This is a genomic window from Pseudomonas putida (genome assembly GCF_028682635.1).
In the GTDB taxonomy this organism is placed as follows: domain Bacteria; phylum Pseudomonadota; class Gammaproteobacteria; order Pseudomonadales; family Pseudomonadaceae; genus Aquipseudomonas; species Aquipseudomonas putida_AE.
Genome location: NZ_JANHLK010000024.1, coordinates 21,413 through 45,113 on the forward strand (window position 1 = coordinate 21,413; position 23,701 = coordinate 45,113).

Below are 23,701 nucleotides of genomic sequence, written 5' to 3' on the forward strand. Positions count from 1 at the left end.
GAGCTGGCTAGCCAGCCATCGCGGTCTTGGATCAGCCGCGTTCGCGAGGAATCAGGCTCTGCAACTGCTGGGCGAGGAAATTCCCGTCGAAGGCAAAGGTATCGGGGTCTTTCAAGCCATTGGTCTTGCGCCACTGCCAGCTCGTGGACGGCGGCAGGCAGACCAGCGATACGCTGCCATAACGCGCCGCGGTAAACCCCATCACCGCCAGTGAAATCTGACCGCCGACACCCATCACGTCGGGCACGAACTCCACCGGTTTGCCGGCGATCAGGATGCTCAGCTTTTCAGTCTTGAAGGTGGAGCTCTCCACCGGCACGCTCGGCCCCGACGCGACATACGCCTCGCGGCTGACCTCCAGCAAATGGGGCGCCTTGACCGGCTCCAGCCATTGCTGGATCTGGTCGAACAGCTCACCAATGCGCGCCGCCCACTCGCTCGATTGCGTCTCGAACAGCTGCTTCTTGTGCGCTTCGCTTTCTGCGTAGTGGCGAAGCATCTCACCCAGTTGCTGTACATCGTCCATTGCGGTGTTCCTATGGTTGGAGCAGTGCTGCGGACATTGAGCATGGCAGATGCGCGCCACCGACGTACGACTAAACGTACGAGCGGTGGCGTTTACCCCTGGCGAGCGATCAATCGGCTCCGGGCATGCGGCGCAGGCGCGCCATGCTCAAGGTATCGACGAAGGCACCGTCACGCACCGCATAGTCGCGAAACAGGCCTTCGTTTTCGAAACCGAACTTGCGGTACAGGCCGATGGCGGCTTCGTTGTCGGCATACACGCTCAGCTCGACCCGCCGCAGGTTCATCCAGTTGTCCGCGATATCCAGCGCCGCCGCCAACAGTGTCGAACCCACGCCCTTGCCCTGCCACGCAGGGGCTACGCCCATGCCGAAGTTGCCGACATGGCTGCGACGGATACGGGAAAACTGTTCCAGGGTGATGCTGCCGATAACCGTCCCTTGGTGCACGGCCACCAGTTGAAAAACCCGCTCGTTGTCCGTCGCCAGGCGTCTGTGCCAGGTTTCGGAGGACGGAAACGGCATTTGCAGCGTTTGACGGGCAACCAGCGGTTCGCGGTAAAGCGCGGTGATGCCTTCAACGTGGGAATCGTTGAGGCGTTCGAGGGTGATGACAGCGTCGGTGGCGGTCATGGGTGATTCATCCTTGAGACAGGCATGGCCAGTTACTCTATACCGCTTTGCACTGGGCGGGAATTTAAGAAGAGTACGCCAATTAGCAGTGCTGTAGCGGCAAAAAATCCGTGGTGGTATTCGTAGATTCATTTTTAAAACAAACAACCTATGCTTATTGCGAATCTCCTCAAGAGACCAGAGCTCGTTACAAATGTATTAATTTACTACTTGCACGAGTACCAGGCAGCTGGATACTGAACCGTGCACCCACGTTATATTTTGCTTTATTGTTTTGATACCCCCTAACCAAGGAAAGGTTATGTTCAAACAATTAGATATTGGCCCCATTGTCATTACTCCCGATACAGAACAGGATTATTCAATCGATGGGTTTGGCGGTGGATATGGACCTCCACCCGTACCTGGATGGACAGCAAGTGTCCATGGAGAAATTATAAGAAGAACTGACAAACTACTCTTTGAGGGAAGCCAGGCAGCAAAAAATGAATATGAGGCAAGCGCAAACTCAACGATCCAAAAAAGTGTGGCGGAGCTTTCCGCAATTGCCGCTGAGGCGGCCATCAAGGATTCAACACCCAGTGGAAAACTGGCATTACAAATAACAGCAATCAAGGCGCTTATTGCGCACAAGGCAAGAGATTACCAAGCCCAACTGGCTATCGCCCAATCGTACGACGGAGCGGATCCGACGACTGGATTCAGGATGCGCCCTGGAAATTGGCCACCCATCGAATACTACATATTCGCGCAGGACTGGATTAAATCCTACAAGGCGGCATTGAGCGCTCGCCTATTGAATTCGGAAGCGAAAATCCTCAATGACCGTCTAACCGATATCGTTGCCGAATTGATGGCCGTTGAAGAGGCAGAACGGGCACGTCTCATTGCTGAGGCCGAAGCACAGCGCCTGGCGGCCGAAGCAGCGGAACAGGCTCGTCTCGTTGCTGAGGCCGAAGCACAGCGCCTGGCGGCCGAAGCAGCGGAACAGGCTCGACTCACTGCTGAAGCAGAGGCGCAAAGACTCGCTGCCGAAGCTGCTGAACAGGCGCGAATTGCCGCACTGGCGGAAGCCAAGCGCATCGCTGAAGAACAAGCGCGGATTGCCGCTGAGGCAGAGGCTCAGCGGTTGGCAGCAGAACAGGCCCGTCAGCTAGAGGAGGCTATCCGTAGCGCCAATACGTTCCATGCATCTGGGCCACTTTCATCCACAGGCCCGGTTGTATTGACTTCGGCGGGAAACATAGCGGCCATAGAGACGGCACTTACCCTGCAGGCGGCCATCCGTTCCGCCATTGCTGCGTTGACCAGTTTTGTGGCCAGCACCGCTGCGGGTCTATTTGTTGGCGTTTCTGCATTGATCTATTCGCCCAAGCTGGCGAATGGGGAACTGCCCGGGCGTTACGCATTGAGTATTCCCCTCGCAGATCTGGCGCCTGATCAAGGGCAAGATCTGTCAGCAATTGCCGCCGCTGGTGGTAGCGTTGTTTTGCCCGTTCGTATCAGTTCGAAATCAACGGCGGAGGATCTGTCAGAAGTATTTGTCGCCTTGACCGATGGCGTGAGCGTTCCGGCAAACGTGCGGGTCGTGACTGCTACTTTTAACTCTGAGCAGAATGTCTACAGCGTCCAGACTACAGACACGCCACCGAGAACCTTGACGTGGACTCCCATCGTCAATCCAGGAAACAGCTCAACCACTTCGCCTGCTGAGTTGCCTGCTCCACCGGTTTACACTGGTGCATCGGTTACGCCTGTTGAGGGGAGGATTGACACCTTTCCAGCGGTTGCGGAAGCTGGCTTTGATGACTTCATCACCGTATTCCCGGCAGACTCGGGTCTACCACCGATTTATGTTGTGTTCAGGGATCCGCGGGAGGATGCAGGGGTTGCAACGGGTACTGGGCAAAACGTGTCGGGTGTGTGGTTAGAAACATCGTCGCAAGGTGAAGGAGTGCCAATTCCGACGCACATTGCCGATCAGTTGAGAGGTAGAGAATTCAGGAACTTCAGATCGTTTCGAGAACAGCTTTGGAAAACGGTGGCAAATGACCCGGAGCTAACGAAACAATTCCGGAGCAACAACATTTTCGAGATGAAGAGCGGTCGCGCACCGTTCGTTAAAAAAGGAGATAGAGTCGGAGGGCAAGTCAAATTTGAGCTTCATCATGTAACATACCTATCGAAAGAAGGAAAGGTTTTCGACGTCGATAACATTCGCATAGTCACTCCGAAGCTACACGGCCAGATACATAATGAGAAGAAATCAATATGAGCATTAGAAAATTTGAAGAGCACACAGAAGCAGAGTTTCTGCTGTTTGTTAAAATGATCTGTGAATCGACCTACAAAACGGAAAAAGAACAAGTGGCCGCGGTTTTGGAGTTCGAAGCTATCGCAGAGCATCCAGATGGGTCTGACTTGATTTACTACGCCGCATCCGATGAAGAATCCACCCCGGAAGCTATTGTGGCTAAAGTAAAAGAATGGCGAGCCGCCAATGGCAAACCTGGCTTCAAAACGTCCTAGTCAAAACCTGCCAAGCCCAGTCCCCAGGAAAAATCCCGGCGACTGGGTTATTCGCCTTGTCTAACCTTCGAACCACTCCCGCCGCTCTTCGAAGGTATTCTGGATCAACTCGACAATCGTCTGCACCTGCACCTCACCCAGGGACTCGGCATTCACCGCCATCCACACCTGGCGCTGCATCGGCTGGCCGAACAACCCCGGCAAACCGATCAAGCCACGATCAAAGTGGCTCATGTAGCCGGGCAACAGGCCGATGCAGGCGCTGCAACGGACCATCTCCAGCATCAATTCGTAGGAATGCGACTGCACGACCCCGGCCAGGCGCTGGTCGACCAGGTCGTTCCATGGCCGAAAACTGTCGATCTGCCGATCATGCTGCCATTGCACCAGCATGAAGTCGGCGAGGTCATCGAGGCCTTCCGGCCGCGCGGCGACCCGGGAATAACGCTTGGCGATGTGCGGCACGTAGTCGAGTCGCGCCAGGCATCGCGGTTCGCTGACGGCGAAACTCGGTCCCGGCATCGGCGAATCGGGCCCCGCCAGCCACACCACGACATCGGCACTGACAGCCTGCAGGGACAATTCGCTGTCGAGGCTGATGATGTCCAGACGCGCACTGGCATTGCGTCGCAGCAACGCCACCAGGTCGCGGCCGAGGATGTCGTGCAGGATGGTCTCGGCGACGGCCAGGCGCACCCTGGGTTGCTCGATCACCGGCAAGTCGCGTTCGTGCGCCAGCGCGGTCAGCTGCCTGTGCAGTTGCAGGCCGTCACGGCTGAGCACCAGGCCGTTCTCCGAAGCGCTGAACAGCGAACACTGCAACTGCCTTTCAAGCTGCGCCAATTGCTGGCGCAACCGGGTCGCCTTGATGTTGAGGCGGCGAGCCGCCTGCATGAAGCAGCCGCAGCGGGCGGTGACGCTGAAGCACTGCGCCAGCAGCGGATCGATCTGCGCCGCGCGGGTGCGCCAGGACGTGGTTTTATCGAGGGCTGCGCGATATTGCGCTACAGGCTGAGCACTGCGGGTTTCCATGAATGACATCGATGACTCCCTGTCGGTCTTTCACCGGGAGCTCCATCTTGCACATCGTGCATGAAAGACGTGTGACAGGCGCTCAGGCGCTGGGCGTCTGGCGAAAACTCACGGCCAGCCGATTCCAGCTGTTGATGGTGGTGACAGCTATTGTCAAATCGACCAGCTCTCCTTCGCTGAATTGCGCCCGGGCCTGCTCGTAGACTTCATCCGGCACATGGTTCTGCGACAGCAGCGTCACCGCCTCGGTCCAGGCCAGGGCCGCGCGCTCGCGCGGATTGAAGAAGTTGCTGTCGCGCCAGACCACAATCGAATACAGGCGGCGATCGGTCTCGCCCAGGCGCCGGGCGTCCACCGAGTGCATGTCGGTGCAGAATGCACAGCCGTTGAGCTGCGAGGCACGGATCTTGACCAGGTGCAGCAGCGCCATCTCGATGCTCAGGCTACTGCTCAGGGCTTCCATGGCGATCATCGCTTTCATCGCCTTGGGCGAGGCGCTGTAGTAATCCAGGCGGGGCTTCATGGCGCGATCTCAGGTAGCGACGATGTGCCCCCAAGGTAGTCGTTGATAACGCGGCGTTACAGATCCAATTGGGCGAATTTTCCGTGGACCACCGGGTCGCAGACCAATCGGCGGTTTTTCCTGCACGCAACTTATGTATAAACACAAGTTACGGTTAATCTGGCGCGATGCACACGCGCCTCAATTGCCCTGGAGCCTTGCCGGTATGGAACTACACGTCGTCATTAACGGGCGCAAGGACCTGGCGGGCCAGTTGTACAAGCAACTGCGCAGCGCTATCGAATCAGGCCGCCTGGCAGCCGGTTCGCAACTGCCGCCAAGCCGGCTGCTGGCCGAGCAACTGGGCATTTCACGCAAGACCATTTCCGATACCTATGCCCAGCTGACCTATGAAAACTTCCTCACCGGGGTGATCGGCAAAGGCACCTACGTCAACGCCCGGGCCACGAAAGTCGAGCGCAAGCAGAGCCCTGACGAGCTCGCCGGCTTTGAGGTGATCGAGTCCTGGCGCAAACTTCCGGTATTTCTGCGCCACCCGACGTTGGAAGGGTCGCTGCGTTACGACTTCATTGGCGGCGCCACCAGCAAGGGCCAGTTCCCCCAGGACGACTGGCGACGCTGCACGTCCCATGCGTTGCGCCAGATTGCCGGGTCCAAGGGTTTCTACAGCCTGCCTGAAGGCCTGCCGGCCCTGCGTAATGCCATCGCGCAACACATCGCCTTTTCTCGCGGGGTCAATTGCCGGGATGAGGACGTGGTGGTGTGCAACGGAGCGCAACAGGCCCTGGACCTGATTTCCCGGGTGCTGACCCGCCCTGGCAGCATCGTGGCCATGGAAGACCCCGGTTATCCACCGGCGCGCCTGTTGTTCGGCACCCACGGCGCCACGGTGATGGGCGTGCCGGTGGACGCCGAAGGCATTGTGGTGGAGCAAATCCCCCGCGGAACGCGGCTGATCTACGTCACCCCGTCCCACCAGTTCCCCTTGGGCATGCCCATGAGCCAGGAGCGGCGAATCGCCTTGCTGGCCAAGGCCCATGAACTGGGCGCGATCATCATCGAGGACGACTACGACAGCGAATTCCGCTACGAAGGCCGCCCCACGGACTCGCTGCAAAGCATGGATGAACGCGGGATCGTCGCCTATGTCGGGACCTTCTCGAAAACCCTGCTGCCGGAGCTGCGCCTGGGGTACGCGATCCTGCCACCGGCGATTCTCGAGGCGGTGGTGCGCGCCAAACAGCTCACCGACCTGCACACCTCCACCCTGCCCCAATGGGCACTGGCAAAATTCATCGCCGAAGGCTGCCTGCTCAAGCACATTCGTCGCTGCCACACGATCTATGCGGGCCGGCGCGAACGGATCCTGGCGCGCATGGCCGGCGATCTCTCACCCTGGCTCGAGGCGGTGCCGACCACGGCGGGTTTTCACATGGTGGTGCTGTGCAAGGTGCCGGTGGATGTGGCACTGGTGATCGAGCTGGCGAAAAAAGTTGAAGTCGGGCTCTATGCCATCGACAGCTTTTTCTATCAGCAAGCGCCCCAGGCCGGGTTTTTCCTCGGTTTCGGCGCTATCGAGACCCTGGACATTGACATCGCCCTGGATCGTTTTCGGGACATTTTGCAGCAGGTTGCCTGACGGATTGGTCTGCGGCTTTATTAAGCGATTGGCTATTGGTGGTCCGGAGGTGCAGGCCTATCCTGCATAGGCGTTATCCCTCAATGAGCAGGATTCGTCCGGCCTGATTCAGGAGTGTGTGCCAATGTCCTACAACGTGATCAATACCGTAAAGGTGCAGGCCGTCGCCGGCCGCTCGGATGAACTGGGTCAGCAATTGCAAAAAATTGTCGATACCCTGCGCGAACTACCGGGCTGTGAATCCTATATGGTCGACCGCTGCCCTGAGGACAGTAACCGTTGGACCGTCAGCGCCCACTGGCAATCGGAAACGGCCATGCAATCGCATTTCAACAGTCCCCAGGTGCAAGGCTTCATCGACCTGATCGATTGCCAGTTGGCCAACGCCGTCGACTTCAACAGCTTTCCGATCAGATAAACACGGTTAAGATCGCAGTCCCTGGTCGCGCTTGCAGAGTATGGGTACCTCTGCAAACGTGGTCGGGGACTGCGATCTTTTTCGTTCAATCGCCGCACATTGGTCCCCTGGCCTTCCCGAAAATTGGCTGTTTGTTTGTTCCCACCGACGCCATAGATTGGTCCCTGACGACTAACCACTGCAGGTGATCAACCATGAACGTTTTGCGCTTCTCTCTCGCTGCCCTTGCCTTGACCGTTTGCGCCTCGGCGTTTGCCCATGAGGCCGGTGATCCTTCAGAAAAGGTCACGGTGTTGCAGGACCAGATGCTGAAAAACGCCCCAGGCAAAAAGGCTTTGATGATCGAGGTCGACTATAAGCCAGGCCAAGCGTCGATCGCCCACAAACATGACGGCACGGCCATGGCCTATGTGCTTTCGGGGTCGATCACTTCTCAGGTGAAGGGCGAAAAAGAGATCACGTACAAGGCCGGTGAGTATTGGTACGAACCCGCTGGCTCGGAACATCTGGTCTCGAAAAACGCCAGCGCAACCCAACCTGCAAAACTGTTGGTGTTCATGGTGTTGTCGCCGGACGAAAAAGTCCTGGTCCCCTTGAAAGACTGATCGCTGAACGAACAGCCATAAATAAAAAGGCTTTAATCTGCGATTGGGGTCTTTTTATTTCCCAGGGCACTTAACCGCACTTCTTTAAACCAAATAAAACTATTGATCACCGGATAATAGCGGATATTGGCTATTTCATTCAGTGACTCCCGGTTTAGTCTGAAGTCACTGCCGGCCACGCCCGGCAACTTAACTTTCCGACTGATGTTGTTTCAGTGGAGAAACACCATGAAACTTGCACTTGTCAGTACGTTGACAATAACGGCCCTGTTAACCGGCTGCTCGATTCCCACGGCACCTTCCGCGGTGTCTTCGCTGGACGGCATCTTCACCACCCCCGTAGGTCGCAGTAGCGCCTCCAGCATTCCCAACGGCCATGACGTTTCCCTGGGCGTGGTCTACAGCCGCAATACCCAGGCCAATCGCGCCTACCTGCAGGAGTACCAGGCCAATGCCGGCACCGGCTTCGGCCAGAGCCTGCTGGTTCAACCGATTCACGATGCCTATGTCGCCACGTCCAAGCCCGACCTGGCGGTGGACTGGGTCAAGGCCTCGCTGCAACGGCAGTTCGGTTCGGTCACGGTGTATCCGGACATGCAGAGCCTCAAGGCGGCGAAACCGGACGTGGTCGCCATCGTCGACAGCCGCAGCCAGTTGATCACCTCGCGCAGTTCGGACGTCGAGGCCAATGTCAGTGCCGACTTCTACGATCGCAACTTCAACTATATCGGCACTGCAAGAGGCCATGACGCCGTAGCACTGAGCCCGGTGTGGGCCGACTATAAACGCAGTGAAGAGATCGTTGCCGATATTAATGAACAGCAGAATGTGCAAGTAAGGGCACTGCAGAAGTTTGACCAGTCGCTCAGTAATTTATTGACCAGGCCGACAGATAAGGTGTCGATGGTTGATAATAAACAAGGTCATAAGTTGTATTAAAAGATAGGGCCTCTTCGCGGGCAAGCCCGCTCCTACAGGTTAGCCGCGTACCACTGTAGGAGCGGGCTTGCCCGCGAAGGGGCCAGAATTGACGCTATAAAAACCTGGGCGAAAAAAAGCCCCGCATCTCTCAATGCGGGGCTTTTTCAATCAACGCCTGATCAGGCCGCCGGCTCAAGCACTTCGCTGGCTGGTGCGGGGGTAGTCACCACCGCTTGCCCGCTCAAGGCCAGGTCCAGCAGTTCGCGGTTGGCTACCGCGTACATGGCGTAGTCCGTACCGCTGGCGGCACGGATTTCCACCAGCATGGCGCGCCAACGTTCGATCATGCTGCCGTGCTGTGCCATCCACAGCGACAGGCGTGTTTCCACGTCCTGGGTGCCGTCGCCCTGTTGCAGGACCGAGATGGTGATCGCACGTTGCTGCCAGTCGACGTCATCGCGGAACGCTTCACGGGCCAGGGCCTGCCAATTGTTTTCAACCGGCAAGGCACTGATCTGTTGTAGGTACCAGGTGATGTCCAGCGCGCTGCCCACGGCAAAGTAGGCCTTGGCCACGTCCGCAGGGTTCTGGCCGGTCACGTCGGAGGCCTCGATGATCGGCAGCAGGGTGTACAGGTGCGAAGTACCCGCCACCATGCGCGCCAGCAACTCCGGTACACCGGCTTCGACGTATGCCTGGTAGCGCGACTGCCAGTTCTCGCGGATCTCGCCACTGAGCAGTTCGTCGAGCTTGAGGCCCAACTCCTTCAGGTGCGGACCGAAGTGCGCGACGTCACGGGCAGCGTTCTGCTCGTTGCGACGGGCACGCAGGAACCAGCGCGTGGCGCGACGGCCCAGGCGCATCAGCTCGTCCATCAGCTCCAGTTGCACGTCGGCGGACACCTGGTAGTCCAGGTTTTCAATCTGACGGAACCAGTGCGGGAGATGGAAAATGTCACGCACGATCACGTAGGCACCGGCCACGTTCGCCGGGCTCATGCCGGTCGACTCCTTGAGTCGCTGAACGAAGGTGATGCCCATGTGGTTCACCAGATCGTTGGCGATCTGGGTGCTGACGATTTCGCGCTTCAGACGGTGACGACGCATCGCTGCGGAGAACTTGCTCACCAGGGTTGGCGGGAAAGCGGTTTCCATGTCGCGGGTCAGGTAGTCGTCATCCGGCACCAGGGAGCCCAGCAGCTGCTCCTTGAGGTCGATCTTGCTGTAGGAGATCAGCACCGACAACTCGGCACGGGTCAGGCCATGGCCTTCGGCGATGCGCTCGTTGATCGCCTCTTCGTTCGGCAGGAACTCGATGGCGCGATCCAGCTTGCCGCGGCCTTCCAGATCGTTCATCAGGCGCTTGTATTCGGCAATCCGCGGCAAGGCGCGACGGGCCGCCAGGGACAGGGCCTGGGTCTGCTTGTAGTTGTTGCCCAAGACCAGGCCACCGACTTCGTCGGTCATGCTCGCCAGCAACTGGTTACGCTGCTTGTCGGTCATGTCGCCGGCCTGAACCACTTCGTTCAGCAGGATCTTGATGTTCACTTCGTGGTCGGAGCAGTCCACGCCACCGGCGTTGTCGATGAAGTCGGTGTTGGAACCGCCGCCATTGAGGCCGAACTCGACGCGCCCCAGCTGGGTCATGCCCAGGTTACCGCCCTCGCCCACCACTTTGCAGCGCAGTTCGTTGCCGTTCACGCGCAGCGCATCGTTGGCCTTGTCGCCGACATCGGCGTGGCTTTCGCTGCTGGCCTTGACGTAAGTACCGATACCGCCATTCCACAACAGGTCCACCGGTGCCTTGAGCAAGGCATTGAGCAGTTCGGTCGGGGTCAGCTTGTCGGCCTGGATGTCGAAGCGTTCCTGCATCTGCGGGGAAATCGCGATGCTCTTGGCGCTACGGGAGAAGATACCGCCGCCTTCGGACATGATGCTGGTGTCGTAATCCGACCAGGCCGAACGCGGCAGGTCGAACAGGCGCTGACGCTCGGCGAAGCTGGTCGCCGGATTCGGGTTCGGGTCGATGAAGATGTGCAGGTGGTTGAATGCCGCGACCAGTTGCAGTTTGTCGGACATCAGCAAGCCGTTACCGAACACGTCACCGGCCATGTCGCCGACGCCCACCACAGTGATGCTGTCTTCCTGGACATTGATGCCGCGCTCGCGGAAGTGGCGTTGTACGCCGACCCACGCGCCCTTGGCGGTGATGCCCATTTTCTTGTGGTCGTAACCGGCCGAACCACCGGAGGCGAACGCGTCACCCAGCCAGAAGCCGTAGTCGATGGCGATGCCGTTGGCGATGTCGGAGAAGGTCGCGGTGCCCTTGTCCGCGGCGACGACCAGGTACGGGTCATCGTTGTCATGGCGCACGACGTTGGTCGGCGGCACCAGGGCGCCGTCCTTCAGGTTGTCGGTAATGTCCAACAGGCCCGAAATGAAGATGCGGTAGCAGGCGATGCCCTCGGCCGCGATCTCGTCACGGCTGCCGCCCAGTGGCAGGCGACGCGGCAGGAAGCCGCCCTTCGCACCCACCGGCACGATCACCGAGTTCTTCACTTGCTGGGCTTTTACCAGGCCCAGGACTTCGGTACGGAAGTCTTCTTCACGGTCGGACCAGCGCAGGCCGCCACGGGCGACGTTGCCGAAGCGCAGGTGCACGCCTTCGACGCGTGGCGAGTAGACGAAGATCTCGAACTTCGGCACCGGTTTCGGCAGTTCAGGGATCAAGTGCGGGTTGAACTTGAAGCTGAAGTACGACTTGTTATGGCCGTTGGCGTCGGTCTGGTAGAAGTTGGTGCGCAGGGTGGCCTTGATCAGGTCCAGGTAGCGACGCAGGATGCGGTCTTCGTTGAGCACCTGGACGTCGTCCAGCGCGGTCAGGATCGCATGTTCCAGACGCTGCTCGAGATCGTCGCTGCTCAGCTTGCGCGCCAGGTAGAAACGGGTCTTGAACAACCGGGTCAGTTCGCGAGCGATGTCGGTGTGGTTGTTCAGGGTGCTGGCGATGTAGCCCAGGTCGAAGCCCAGGCGGATCTGCTTGAGGTAACGGGCGTAGGCACGCAGCAGCGCCACGTCACGCCAAGGCAGGCCGGCGGTCAGGACCAGGCGGTTGAACGCATCGTTCTCGGCATCGCCGCGCACGATATGGACGAACGCGTCCTGCAGGGTGTCGTTGAGTTGCTGGATGTCCAGGTCCAGGCCTTCGGCTGCGGTGAAGGCGAAGTCGTGGATCCAGAACTCGCGGCCATTGGTGTGACGCAGGCGGTACGGGAATTCACCCAGCACGCGCAGGCCGAGGTTTTCCAGGATCGGCAGGACGTCGGACAGCGCCAACGGGGTGTCGGCGTGGTACAGCTTGCAATGCAGCTCCCGCTGGCCGACCTGGCCCAGCGGCTGGTAGAAGCTCATCACCAGCGGGTTCTTGTCGTTGAGGCTCAGCAGGTGCTGCATGTCGACCACAGCCGAATGCGCGGCGAAACGCTCGCGGTAACCGGCCGGGAAGCCTTTCGGGAAGTCGGCCAGCACGTTGGTGCCCTGGGCCTCGCCGAAGCTTTCGACGGTCAGCGCCGAGTAATCGTCCTGCCAGCTGCGGCAGGCCTGGATCACTTCGTTTTCCAGCTGCTGCGGGTCGATGTCAATGCGGTTTTTCGGGTCGACGCGCAGGATCAGCTGCACACGGGCCAGCACGGACTCGGAGAAGAAGGTCCAGAACTCGCAATCCGAGGCTTTCAGGCGATCCATCAGCACTTGCTGGATCTTCTGCCGTACTTCGGTGGAGTAGATATCACGCGGCACGTAGGCCAGGCAGTAGCAGAAACGACCGTACGGGTCCTTGCGCAGGAACACGCGGATCTTGTTGCGCTCCTGGATCTGCACGATTGACATCACGGTGCTGAACAGCTCGTCCACCGGCGTCTGGAACAGGTCGTCGCGCGGCAGCACTTCGAGCACCTGGGCCAGTTCCTTGCCCAGGTGAGCCTTGGCCTGGAAGCCGGAACGGCGTTCGATTTCCGCGACCTTGCGGCGGATGTACGGGATGACCCGCACGCTCTCGCCATACACCGAGGAGGTGTAGAGGCCCATGAAACGGCATTCCTTGATGACCTTGCCGTTGGCGTCGATTTCACGGATCGACACGTAGTCCGGGTAAGCCGGACGGTGTACACGGCTTGGGTGCGCCGCCTTGGCGAACGACAGCAGGGTCGGTTCGCGCAGGTAGTTGACGGCGTAGTCTTCGATGCGCAGGTCATCGTAGCTCAGGCCGGCGCGCAGCAGTTTGGTCAGGCCGAGGAAGGAGTCCTTGTCATAGACGATGTGACCGCCATCGGCTTCATCGCTGACCACGAACTCTTCGTAGCCGAGGAAGGTGAAGTGGTTGCCCACCAGCCATTCCAGGAAACTCTTGATTTCGCTCTTTTCGTCGGCATCGACGGCGAACTGGCTGTTGTCCAGGTTGGTGAGGATTTCCTGGACCTTGGCTTTCATCGGCTCGAAATCGCCCACCGCCACGCGCACTTCAGCGAGCACTTGCTCCAGCTCTTTGGCCAGCACGTTCAGTTCGGCGTTATTGGCGCAACGGTCGATTTCCAGGTACATCAACGACTCTTGCAGCACGTCGTCGCCCTGGGTGCCTTTTGGCAGGATTTCCAGCAACTCGCCCTTGCTGCCACGACGCACGCTCAGCACGGTGGTCTGCAGGGTGTGGATGCTGTAGCCGCGACGGTTCAGCTCGGTGCGCACCGAGTCCACCAGGAATGGCAGGTCGTGGTGCAGCACTTCGACCGCGGTGTGGGTCGACTGCCAGCCGTGGCGTTCGTAATCGGGGTTGTAGACGCGCACTTGCGGTTGCGCGTGATCGAAGCGCTCAAGCAGGCGCCACGCAGAAAGAGTACAGCCAGCGAGGTCAGACAACCGACGTTGGGTCAGTTCATCCAGGGAAATGATGCCGAAGAATTGTTCAGCGAACAGCGCCACTTGTGGCAGTGCCTGTTCACTGATGTGCTGCGCCAGTGCCGCTTGCAGTTGGTGCTGGAAGTCGGCTTTGCTGGCTGCGGTGAAGAACGCCATCTGTGGTACTCCGCTTGGGCTTGTTATTGATGAAAGCGTCGCGCGTAACACCCCTGTTCGGGGCTATGTTTCAAAGCTACCCGTCACCCTGCTCCTGATTCTCGGGCAGAGGAAACAGGGCGACAGGAGGGTGAAGCTAAACGAGACACTCGGGTCACATTCACCTTCCGTGAATGGGCATCTGCAAAAGCGACTGGGCTGCGTGCAGCGCAATGCCTTTACGGGTGCTCATCCGTTGCGCAGCTTAACGAGTGCGGCAAGACCCATGCTTGCGGTGCTGCGACATATTCGGTCAACGGTACGCTGCTCTGCAGGCGCGCCTTGAACAACACTAGCAGCCGAAGGCGATTTCGGGGCTGATTGCACAGTTTTTGCGGGACAACCGTACCAGAACGGCAGGTCGGGACGCGCCCTCCCCGCCCCAACCAGAAATTGACAACATCCATGATCGCCGAACCGACCATGGACGCTAATGCTGCTCATTGAAGGAACCTCGACCGATTCAGTCGATCAAGTCATCGAACGCCTGAAATCGGCTCACTGTCGCGCAGTCGTAACAGAGCATTTGAATCGTCTTCTTGTCCATGCTGGCATCGACGTTGGTCGAATCACATTCACGACAGAACAGCTGCAGATGCCCGGCCTGGTCCGTCGTGCAGCCATTGCCAGAGAAAAACCGTGGCACCAGTTCGTCACGCCAGTAGAGGCCCGGGGACTTGGAGAAACCTGCTCCGCTGTCCTTGAGTACCACGTCATACAGGATTCGGTGCAAGGCCGACTGCGGCACTCGCGAATCGCGATAGGCGGTTTTGCGCCAGTTTCGCGCCTTTGCATCCTGCGCCGTGCCCAACATGTTGCCCGGGATGGTGTTGCAAGCGTGGTTACGGCCCTTGGAATTGCCGGTGGCGTAGAAATGCGCGGCATTCTTCACCGCCAACCGCGCAAAGTAGTAGATGTGGCTCACCGAAAAGTCCTGCAGAAGCTGGCCGACAACGGTTTCGGCGCGCCCTTGGGCACTGAATACAAAACTCACTTCACTGGCCAGGATCTGGATGTACTGAAGCGACTCGTCCCGAGCCAGGCTCAACATCAAGGCGTACAATTCGCTTTTCCAGGCGGGCTGAACACTGCCTGACAGCTCTTGATACAAAGCGCCGTACAGTGCGTCGCGAGTGCCGCGTATGCCGGGTTCCAATGCGACATTGGGTAGCCAGCGCACGGAGCAGAAGTCTTTGATCTGGTAGCCGGACGCCCGATCGAAGGCCTTGATGTCGCCATCCAGGTCGACGTCCAGCGCTCCGGTCTCGTGCAGGTTCCTCACCAGCGCTTCACTGGCCTCATCAGTGGGTGCCAGAGGTTCGCTCCTGACCCCGGTGGCGAGCGAGGCAATGCGCTCGCCTCCGTCGACCTGGCCGTCGTCGAGCAAGGCGAGCAGTGCCAGTTTCTGGACGAAGCCCAGCGATGCATAAGGCACCGACGGACGCGGCGTGGCGTAGCGTTTCTGCAGCTCGAGACGATCGCGCTGCGCCTGGGCGGCGATTTCCTGCTGGCGCAGCTTGTAGCACTCATTGCAGGTACAGCGCTTGATTCGCCCTTGGTGGCCAGGCTCATGGTGATAGTGCTCGCAACGCACGCACTTGAAAGGGTTACGAAGTGAGACAGGGGTACCCTTGGCGTGCCGGCGCACCCACATGGGCAGGTCGCAGTAGGGGCAGGTCAGGTCCTTGCTGATGATCGGCGGCAATATCTTCAACAGACTGCGGACTTCAGGCGCAATGTTGAACTCGATTTTCAGGTCGGCACTTTTTTCACCGTCCAGATAGCGCTGGTACAGTTGCTCGATTTGTTCCTCGGACAGGTGCTTGATCTCATCTGCCCGTTCGAAATACTGACTCATCGAAAGAGGTCCTTTTTACATGATTGACTGCGCAATCCTTTGCGTCTGGGCGATCACGCTAAGGGATTGAAATGCGCAAAGACAAGTAAAAAACCTGCTTCCTGGCGTTATTTTCAGGGCTCGCAAACCTCCTGCAACAGGATCGGAAATTTCCTATGGCAAGTTAGGAAAAGTCCGTGAGAAGTACCCTTCATCATTCACAGGGTCTAGTTATAACGGCTTTTCGATACATCAGAGTGATAATGGAAATCGGTGTTTTCCCGCCACGTCAGCAACCTGAGGCAGCAGAAATATCCGTGGACTGGCAGAATTGCATTTTTTTACGTTCATCACGCTCGCCGAGCCAGGAATTCCCCATGCAAATGACCACCGCCCTCTTGATCGTCAACCCTTGCGATGAAGAAGAAGACGACATGGCGATGCTGTGCTGCCATAGCGAAAAGGGTGAGATGTTTCTCATGAGTCGGTATCCGGATGAGGATGAGCTTGAGATCACCCTCGATGGCGAGCCTTCGACCCTGGATGGCGTGAAGGTTACCCTCAGCCCTACCCTGCTGAAGATCGAGATCGCCGCGGCGGATGCCGATGCGTTGAATGGGGATGATGTGCTGGAGATCACTTTTAACCCGGACATGGTGGATCTGGCGGAGGTTCAGGAAACCCTGAAGAATATCCTTGACGGTACCGGGACCTTTATCAGTCAGATTTGATGTGTCTGAACCGGCCCTATCGCTGGCAAGCCAGCTCCTACAGTGACCGATGTGTTGCACTGATAGCATCCACACCGCCAATAACTGCAGGACTGCGGCGCGACGATTCGACTTGCCAGCGATGAGGCCCTGACAGTCACCTCAGGACTGTCGCCCTGCAAAAACCAGCAAATCCCCAACCATTTCCCGCATTTTGCACAAAATGCCGTTAGTCGCCGCCCCCCGCGATGGATTAAAGTAACGCCCCCAGCCCTGGCGTTATACGAACGTCTTCGGTCACCCTCTCCAGGAACAGTCATCGATGGAACATCGTGAAGCGCTGCTAGCGCTGCGAACCTTTCTTTCAACGCAGATTCTCGGCCAGGAAAAACTCATCGAGCGCTTGCTCATCGCCCTGCTTGCCGACGGCCACATGCTGGTTGAAGGGGCCCCTGGCCTGGCCAAGACCAAGGCCATCAAGGAACTGGCAGAAGGCATCGAAGCGCAGTTCCATCGCATCCAGTTCACACCCGACCTGTTGCCTGCCGACATCACCGGTACCGAGATCTATCGGCCGGAAACCGGCAGCTTCGTGTTCCAGCAGGGCCCGATCTTCCACAACCTGGTGCTGGCGGACGAAATCAACCGTGCCCCGGCCAAGGTTCAATCGGCATTGCTCGAAGCCATGGGTGAGCGCCAGGTCAGTGTCGGACGCAGCACCTATGAGCTTTCGCCGTTGTTCCTGGTGATGGCCACGCAAAACCCGATCGAGCAGGAAGGCACCTACCCGCTGCCCGAAGCGCAGCTGGACCGTTTCCTGATGCACGTGAAAATCGGTTTTCCGGACGCTGCTGTCGAACGCCGCATCCTGCAACAAGCCCGTGGCGAAGCCTTGAACGGCGAAACCAAGCCCGAACGCCGGGTCAGCCAGCAGGCGATCTTCGCCGCACGCAAGGAGATTCTCGGCCTGTACATTGCCGACGCCGTGGAGGAATACCTGGTGCAACTGGTCATGGCCACGCGCACCCCGGCCAAGTTCGATCCGGAAATGGCCGAATGGATCGCCTACGGCGCCAGCCCCCGCGGTTCGATTGCCCTGGATCGCTGCGCCCGGGCGCACGCCTGGCTAGCCGGGCGCGACTTCGTCAGCCCCGAAGACATCCAGGCGGTACTGTTCGATGTATTGCGCCACCGCATCATTCTTTCCTTTGAAGCCGAAGCCGCCGGTATCGACCAGGACCGGGTGGTCCAGCGGATTCTCGACGTCGTAGCCGTCGCTTGACCCCGATGAACGCCATCCTGCCGCCCGAACCGGGCATCCGTGTCAGCCTCGCCGAGTTGATCGAGATGCGTCATCGCGTGCGTGAAGTGCAGCTGTTTTCCACGCCGAGCCAGCGCAGCCCGCTGATCGGCCTGCACCACTCCAAGCTGCGGGGCCGTGGCGTGGATTTCGATCAGGTGCGGGTTTATCAAGCCGGCGACGACGTGCGCAGCATCGACTGGCGCGTCACCGCCCGCACCCAGGAACCCCACACCAAGCTGTTTCACGAAGAACGCGAGCGGCCGATCTTCATCATGGTCGAGCAGAGTCGTCGGTTGTTCTTCGGCTCGGGGCTGATGTTCAAGTCGGTGCTCGCCGCCCAGGCCGCGAGCCTGATCGGCTGGGCCGCGCTGGGGCATAACGACCGGGTCGGAGGCCTGGTGTTCGGCGACAATGAGCATTACGAAATCAAGCCAAGGCGCAGCAAACAGAGCCTGCTGCAGTTGCTCAACCGCCTGGTGCGGGTCAACCAGTCGCTGCACACCGAAAGCGAGCCCGATCGCGATGCGTTCGGCATTGCCTTGCGCCGCGCGCGGGAGGTGTTGCGGCCCGGCAGCCTGGCGATCGTGATCTGCGACGAGCGCGCCTTGTCCGAAAGCGCCGAACAACAGCTGAGCCTGTTGTCGCGCCATTGCGACCTGTTGCTGCTGCCATTGTCCGATCCGCTGGATCATGCCCTGCCTGCCGCCGGACTGTTGCGCTTCGCCGAGCGTGGCGCACAACTGGAACTCGACACGCTCAACTTCGACCTGCGCCAGACCTACCGCGCCCAGGCCGAAGCGCGCATCGCCCGCTGGGAGCTGCTGGCACAGAAGCTTCGAGTGTTGTTGATGCCGCTGAGCACGCAAAGTGAAATGGTCGAGCAACTGCGCGAGTACCTCAACCCACAGCAGCCGGGGAAAGGTCGATGAGCAGTCTCGAGCAGTTGCAGCCACTGATTTCTCCGCCCCCCGTGGAGTTCTGGCCGCCGGCACCGGGCTGGTGGTTGCTGCTGCTGTTACTGCCGGCCATCGGCTTTGGCCTGTGGAAGCTGCGGCACCTATTGACTCGCCAGCAACCGGTAGCCCCCGTCGAACAACCGCTGGACCCGGTGCGCGTGGCCGCACTGGCGGAACTGGCGCGCATGCCCAAACCTTACGACGGCGCGCCCGCCGGTGCCTGGCTGCAGCAACTCAATGGCCTGCTCAAGCGTCTGTGCCGCAACCATTACCCCTACAGCCAGAGCCATACCCTCAATGGCCGCAAATGGCTGGCTTTTCTCGACAACCGCTGCCCCGCTGCCGGCCTGACCCGCTGGATGGTGCTGGTCGAAGGCGCCTACAAGCCCGAATGCAAGCTGGACGACAAGGCCATCGCCGGCCTGACCCAGGCGGTCGACACCTGGATTCGCAAACATGTTTGAGTTCGCCTGGCCGTGGATGTTCGCCCTGCTGCCGCTGCCCTGGTTGATGCGTGTGCTGTTGCCGGTGGCCGACAGTGGCGAACCGGCACTCAAGGTCAGTTTTCTCGCTGACCTCGAAGGCCTGGCCAAACGCCGCGCCCGGGCCAACTTGCCCGCCTGGCGTCAGCAGGCGCCGTTTTTGCTGCTCTGGTTGCTGCTGCTGAGCGCCGCCGCGCGCCCGCAATGGCTCGGCGAGCCGTTGCCGATTGCAGCCAGCGGGCGCGACCTGCTGGTGGCGGTGGACGTGTCCGGTTCGATGGACTTTCCCGATATGCAGTGGCAGGACGATGACGTCAGCCGCCTCACCCTGGTCCAGCATTTGCTCGGCGATTTCCTCGAAAGTCGCGACGGCGACCGGGTCGGGCTGATCCTGTTCGGCAGCCGGGCGTACGTGCAGGCACCCCTGACGTTTGACCGGCATACCGTGCGCGTCTGGCTCGACGAAGCGCGTATCGGCATCGCCGGCAAGAACACCGCCATCGGTGACGCCATCGGCCTGGCCCTCAAGCGCCTGCGACAACGCCCGGCGCAAAGCCGCGTGTTGATTCTGGTCACCGATGGCGCCAACAACGGCGGCGAAATCGATCCGCTGACCGCCGCGCGCCTGGCGGCCAAGGAAGGGGTGAAAATCTACCCGATCGGTATCGGCGCCGACCCGGAAGAAAGCGGCACCCCCGGTTTCCTGGGGATCAATCCGAGCCTGGATCTTGACGAACCCACCTTGAAGGCGATCGCCGACGCCACCGGCGGCCAGTACTTCCGCGCTCGCGATGGCCAGGAACTGCAAGCGATCAAGGGCACCCTCGACAAACTGGAGCCCGTGACCCAGCAACCGACCCAGGCCCGTCCGGCCCAGGCGTTGTACCACTGGCCGCTGGCGCTGGCGTTGTGGCTGAGCATGCTGCTGGTGGTGCGCGAGCTGTGGCCGGACAACCCGCTGCAACGATTTTTCACCAAGGACCTGTTCTTGCAATCGCCATTGCCTGACTGGCGCCAGCGCCTCAAACGCCTGCGCCTGCGGAGGCGCCGATGAGCGCACTCTGGCCGTACTTTTTCCGCCCCTGGTGGCTGCTGTCGCTGCCGCTGCTTGGCTGGTTGCTCTGGAAACTGTGGCATCGGCAGAAGCGCGCGGGGCGCTGGCAGATGATCCTGCCGCCGGCGTTCCATGCGGCGTTGCTCAGTGGCGGCAGCGGACGCGAAAGCAAACTGCCGTGGATCGCCCTGGGCCTGGCCTGGTCGATCGCTGTCGTCGCATTGATCGGACCGAGCTTTTCCCGCGTCGAGCAGATCAGCCAGAAACCCGCTGACCCGCTGGTGGTAATCCTTGAGCTGACCCCGCAAATGCTCGCCACCGACGTTCAGCCAAACCGCCTGGAACAGGCCCGGCGCAAACTCTTCGACCTGCTGCAAAGCCGCAACGACGCGCAGACTGCAATCGTCGTCTACGCCGGCAGCGCCCACACCCTGGTGCCGCTGTCGGACGACCTGTCCACCAGCCGCAACCTGCTCGATGCGCTCAAGCCGTCGTTGATGCCCGAAGCCGGCCAGCGTGCCGATCTGGCGGTGGTCAAGGCCCTGGCCTTGCTGGAACAGGCCGCACTGGGCGACGGTCGGATCCTGTTGATCGGCACTTCCCTGAGCGAACCGGAGCGCCTGGGCATCAGCCGCGCCTTGAGCGGCAAGTCGACGCAATTGCTCATGCTTGGCATCGGCACCGCCGACGGCGCCCCAATCACCCAGGAGGATGGCAGTTTCCTCAAGGACGAACAGGGAGCGATCCTGGTGTCGCGCCTGGATGAGCCCGGCCTGAAGGCCTTCATCAACGAGCTGGACGGACACTACCGCCACGCGCGCCTGAGCGATGGCGATCTGCGCGCCCTCGGCCTGCTCGACGGGCCGCGCAACCTGCGCAACGACGGCCAGACCCTGCGCCTCGACACCTGGGCCGACCAGGGCTACTGGCTGCTGTTGCCGCTGCTGTTGCTGGCCGCCTGCGCCGGTCGTCGCGGTTGGTTGTTCTGCCTGCCGCTATTTTTCATGCTGCCGCAACCGGGCTATGCCTTCGACTTCCAGGACCTGTGGCTGCGCCCCGACCAGCAGGGCCAGCACTTGCTCAAGCAGAAACGCCCGGCCGAGGCGGCCCGGCACTTCGAAGATCACCAGTGGCAAGGCGTGGCTCTCTACGAAGCCGGCGACTACACGGGCGCCGCCCAGCGGTTCGCCGAGGGCAACGACGCCCACGCCCACTACAATCGTGGCAACGCCCTGGCCAAAAGCGGCGAGCTGGAGGCGGCCGTGGATGCTTATGAACAGGCCCTCGAACGCCAACCGGATCTGCGCCCGGCCCTGACCAACAAGGCCCTGGTGGAAAGCCTGCTCAAGCAGCAAGCCACCGCGCCCGCCCCTGACAAAGCCGCCAATGAGGAGGCCGCCGATTCGGCGCAGGAAACACCACCCAGTAGCGTTGCGCAGCCGTCGACAACGGGTGAGCCGCAAACCGCTGGCGAACCGACCCAAGCCGCCACCGAGCCGTCCGCCACAACACCGCCGCGCCCCGGCGCCAACGAGGTCCCGGGCAGCGAACTGGGAGATGAACAGCACACCATTGCCCCCATGCCCCCGACCAGCGACAGTCTCGATGCCGAGCAGCAGCAGGCGCTGGAGCAATGGCTCAGGCAGATCCCGGACGACCCGGGTGAATTGCTCAGACGCAAATTCTGGTACGAACAGCAACAACATCAGGATCAGGGAAAAACTCGATGACCCGCTTCACCGCCTTCATGCTCGCCCCGCTGCCCGCCTTGCTGCTCTGTGTCGTGCAGGCCCAGGCAGCCGAGCTGGTCGCCAGTGTCGACCGGGCTCGCCTGAACTCCGGCGAGACCATCGAACTGACCCTGGAATCCAACGACGTGACCCAGTTCGGCAAGCCGGACCTGACGCCACTGGAGCCCCTGTTCGAAGTGCGTGGCACCCGCCAGGTCAACCAGTTGAACACCCTCAATGGCGACAACCAGGCCACCACCCGCTGGATCGTCACCCTGCTGCCCTTGCACAACGGCACCCTGGTGATCCCCCCGCTCGCGCTGGGCGACGTGCAGAGCCAGCCGATCACGGTGCAAGTGGTCGAGAGCGACACCCAGGCGAGCCCGAACAAGCAGGCAGCTGTGTTCATCGACGCCAGCCTCGATCAAACCACCGTGTACGTGCAGGCCCAGGCGATCCTGACCTTGCGCATCTACCATTCGGTGTCCCTGTACGACGACAGCAGCCTGCCGCCCTTGCAAATTCCCGACGCGCGCATCGAACAGCTCGGCGAGTCACGCACCTACGAGAAAGACATCAACGGCATTCGCCATGGCGTGATCGAGATGCGCTACGCGATCTACCCGCAACACAGCGGTGAACTGATCATCCCGGCGCAGATATTCAATGCCGCACTGGTGGAGGCGCAGCCCGTGCAGGACGCCAGCGCCCAGGCGCCGAAATCCGGCAAGTTGATGCGCGTCAGCTCCGGCGAGATCCTGCTGACGGTCAAGGCCAAACCCATCACCTATCCCGCCGACCTGCCCTGGCTACCGGCTCGCAGCCTGACCCTGAGCGAAAGCTGGAATCCAGAGCCGGAACACGTCCAGGTCGGCGATTCGCTCACCCGCAGCCTGACGGTCAAGGCCGAAGGCCTGGCCAGTTCGCAACTGCCGCCCCTGCCCGGCACCGAGGTCAGTGGCCTGCGGCGCTATCCCGATCAACCGGTGCTGGGTAACCAGAATACCGAACGAGGCCTGGTGGGTAGTCGCGAAGATCGCGAAGCGCTGGTGCCTTCGCGCAGCGGCGCCATCGACTTGCCGTCGGTCGAGGTGGTCTGGTGGAACACCTTCGAAGACCATCTGGAGCACAGCAGCCTGCCCGCCCGGACCCTGCAGGTGGCGGCCAATCCGAGCCTGCTGGTCGATACTCCGGCCGGCGCCACACCAATGGACAGCAGTGCCAGCAACGAAACCCTCTGGCGCTGGAAACTCAGCACCCTGATCCTCGCCTGCACCACCCTACTGGGGTTCGGCCTCTGGTGGCGGGCACGCTGGCAACCGGCAATCCTGCGGGCGGCACAAACCGGCCCGAGCCCACGCACGGTGCTCGACGACCTCAAGCGTGCCTGCCAGGCCAACGATTCCCACGCCACCCGCCAGGCGCTCGACGCCTGGGCCCGCCAGCAACCGGAAACCCTGGCCGACATGGCCGCCCGCTTCGTCCCGCTGTCCGACGCCCTCGACGGTTTGAACGGCGCGCTGTACAGCGAAACCGGCCAGCATTGGCAAGGGGAAGATTTGTGGCGGGCGATCCGGACGATTCCGATTGCCGAACGGGTTCAGGATCCGGTTGGGGACAGTGGGTTGCCGCCGCTTTATCCGAAATAAAATCAAAAGATCGCAGCCTGCGGCAGCCCCTCCAAGGCTGCCGCAGGC

The 23,701-nt window shown here is 60.5% G+C and carries 19 protein-coding genes; 13 read left to right on the forward strand and 6 right to left on the reverse strand.

All coding sequences use genetic code 11. The annotated features are described in order from the left end of the window. Positions 1-31 precede the first annotated feature (31 nt). Positions 32-526, reverse strand: coding sequence for a hypothetical protein (locus NPS56_RS24125; protein WP_274076963.1), 495 nt, complete (start codon positions 524-526; stop codon positions 32-34). 109 nt (positions 527-635) lie between these two features. Next, positions 636-1,157, reverse strand: a complete 522-nt coding sequence (locus NPS56_RS24130; RefSeq protein ID WP_274076964.1) for a GNAT family N-acetyltransferase — start codon at positions 1,155-1,157, stop codon at positions 636-638. 301 nt (positions 1,158-1,458) lie between these two features. Here NPS56_RS24130 and NPS56_RS24135 point away from each other — a divergent pair, with 301 nt between their 5' ends. Together NPS56_RS24135 and NPS56_RS24140 are read left to right on the forward strand one after the other, a co-directional pair. Continuing rightward, positions 1,459-3,432 (forward strand): S-type pyocin domain-containing protein, encoded by a 1,974-nt coding sequence (locus tag NPS56_RS24135; protein ID WP_274076965.1) that lies wholly within the window; start codon positions 1,459-1,461, stop codon positions 3,430-3,432. Further along, complete coding sequence (locus tag NPS56_RS24140) at positions 3,429-3,686, forward strand: bacteriocin immunity protein (protein ID WP_274076966.1); 258 nt, start codon at positions 3,429-3,431, stop codon at positions 3,684-3,686. The genes NPS56_RS24135 and NPS56_RS24140 overlap by 4 nt, the downstream gene beginning before the upstream one ends. 60 nt (positions 3,687-3,746) lie before the next feature. Here NPS56_RS24140 and NPS56_RS24145 read toward each other — a convergent pair whose 3' ends face one another. Further along, entirely contained in the window at positions 3,747-4,727 is a 981-nt protein-coding gene (locus tag NPS56_RS24145) for a LysR family transcriptional regulator (RefSeq protein WP_274076967.1), read from the reverse strand. A gap of 73 nt (positions 4,728-4,800) precedes the next feature. Further along, positions 4,801-5,241 carry a carboxymuconolactone decarboxylase family protein gene (locus tag NPS56_RS24150; protein ID WP_274076968.1) on the reverse strand — a complete coding sequence of 147 codons (441 nt, stop codon included), beginning with the start codon at positions 5,239-5,241 and terminating at the stop codon, positions 4,801-4,803. 205 nt (positions 5,242-5,446) lie between these two features. Between NPS56_RS24150 and NPS56_RS24155 the strand changes: the two genes are divergently transcribed. From NPS56_RS24155 to NPS56_RS24170, 4 genes are all read left to right on the forward strand, one after another. Beyond that, complete coding sequence (locus NPS56_RS24155; protein WP_274076969.1) at positions 5,447-6,880, forward strand: PLP-dependent aminotransferase family protein; 1,434 nt, start codon at positions 5,447-5,449, stop codon at positions 6,878-6,880. A 124-nt stretch (positions 6,881-7,004) separates the two neighbouring features. Next, entirely contained in the window at positions 7,005-7,298 is a 294-nt protein-coding gene (locus NPS56_RS24160) for a putative quinol monooxygenase (protein ID WP_046818089.1), read from the forward strand. A gap of 194 nt (positions 7,299-7,492) precedes the next feature. Further along, positions 7,493-7,903 (forward strand): cupin domain-containing protein, encoded by a 411-nt coding sequence (locus tag NPS56_RS24165; protein ID WP_274076970.1) that lies wholly within the window; start codon positions 7,493-7,495, stop codon positions 7,901-7,903. A gap of 228 nt (positions 7,904-8,131) precedes the next feature. Then, positions 8,132-8,842: an ATPase gene (locus tag NPS56_RS24170; protein ID WP_274076971.1), complete on the forward strand. Its 711-nt coding sequence runs from the start codon at positions 8,132-8,134 to the stop codon at positions 8,840-8,842. Between the two features lie 161 nt (positions 8,843-9,003). Here NPS56_RS24170 and NPS56_RS24175 read toward each other — a convergent pair whose 3' ends face one another. Both NPS56_RS24175 and NPS56_RS24180 read right to left on the reverse strand, forming a co-directional pair. Next, on the reverse strand, positions 9,004-13,893 hold the full coding sequence (locus NPS56_RS24175) for an NAD-glutamate dehydrogenase (RefSeq protein WP_274076972.1): 4,890 nt from the start codon (positions 13,891-13,893) through the stop codon (positions 9,004-9,006). A 502-nt stretch (positions 13,894-14,395) separates the two neighbouring features. Next, entirely contained in the window at positions 14,396-15,790 is a 1,395-nt protein-coding gene (locus NPS56_RS24180) for a hypothetical protein (RefSeq protein ID WP_274076973.1), read from the reverse strand. Between the two features lie 356 nt (positions 15,791-16,146). Here NPS56_RS24180 and NPS56_RS24185 point away from each other — a divergent pair, with 356 nt between their 5' ends. From NPS56_RS24185 to NPS56_RS24215, 7 genes are all read left to right on the forward strand, one after another. Next, positions 16,147-16,500, forward strand: coding sequence for a hypothetical protein (locus NPS56_RS24185; RefSeq protein WP_274076974.1), 354 nt, complete (start codon positions 16,147-16,149; stop codon positions 16,498-16,500). 301 nt (positions 16,501-16,801) lie between these two features. After that, positions 16,802-17,761, forward strand: a complete 960-nt coding sequence (locus NPS56_RS24190; protein ID WP_274076975.1) for an AAA family ATPase — start codon at positions 16,802-16,804, stop codon at positions 17,759-17,761. A 5-nt stretch (positions 17,762-17,766) separates the two neighbouring features. Beyond that, complete coding sequence (locus NPS56_RS24195) at positions 17,767-18,711, forward strand: DUF58 domain-containing protein (RefSeq protein ID WP_274076976.1); 945 nt, start codon at positions 17,767-17,769, stop codon at positions 18,709-18,711. After that, positions 18,708-19,202, forward strand: a complete 495-nt coding sequence (locus tag NPS56_RS24200; RefSeq protein WP_274076977.1) for a DUF4381 domain-containing protein — start codon at positions 18,708-18,710, stop codon at positions 19,200-19,202. Before NPS56_RS24195 ends, NPS56_RS24200 begins: the two co-directional genes overlap by 4 nt. Continuing rightward, positions 19,195-20,274, forward strand: coding sequence for a vWA domain-containing protein (locus tag NPS56_RS24205; protein ID WP_274076978.1), 1,080 nt, complete (start codon positions 19,195-19,197; stop codon positions 20,272-20,274). Before NPS56_RS24200 ends, NPS56_RS24205 begins: the two co-directional genes overlap by 8 nt. Continuing rightward, a complete protein-coding gene (locus NPS56_RS24210; RefSeq protein WP_274076979.1) occupies positions 20,271-22,004 on the forward strand; it encodes a tetratricopeptide repeat protein in 1,734 nt (577 codons plus the stop codon). Before NPS56_RS24205 ends, NPS56_RS24210 begins: the two co-directional genes overlap by 4 nt. Then, on the forward strand, positions 22,001-23,653 hold the full coding sequence (locus NPS56_RS24215; RefSeq protein WP_274076980.1) for a BatD family protein: 1,653 nt from the start codon (positions 22,001-22,003) through the stop codon (positions 23,651-23,653). Before NPS56_RS24210 ends, NPS56_RS24215 begins: the two co-directional genes overlap by 4 nt. Positions 23,654-23,701: the final 48 nt, after the last annotated feature.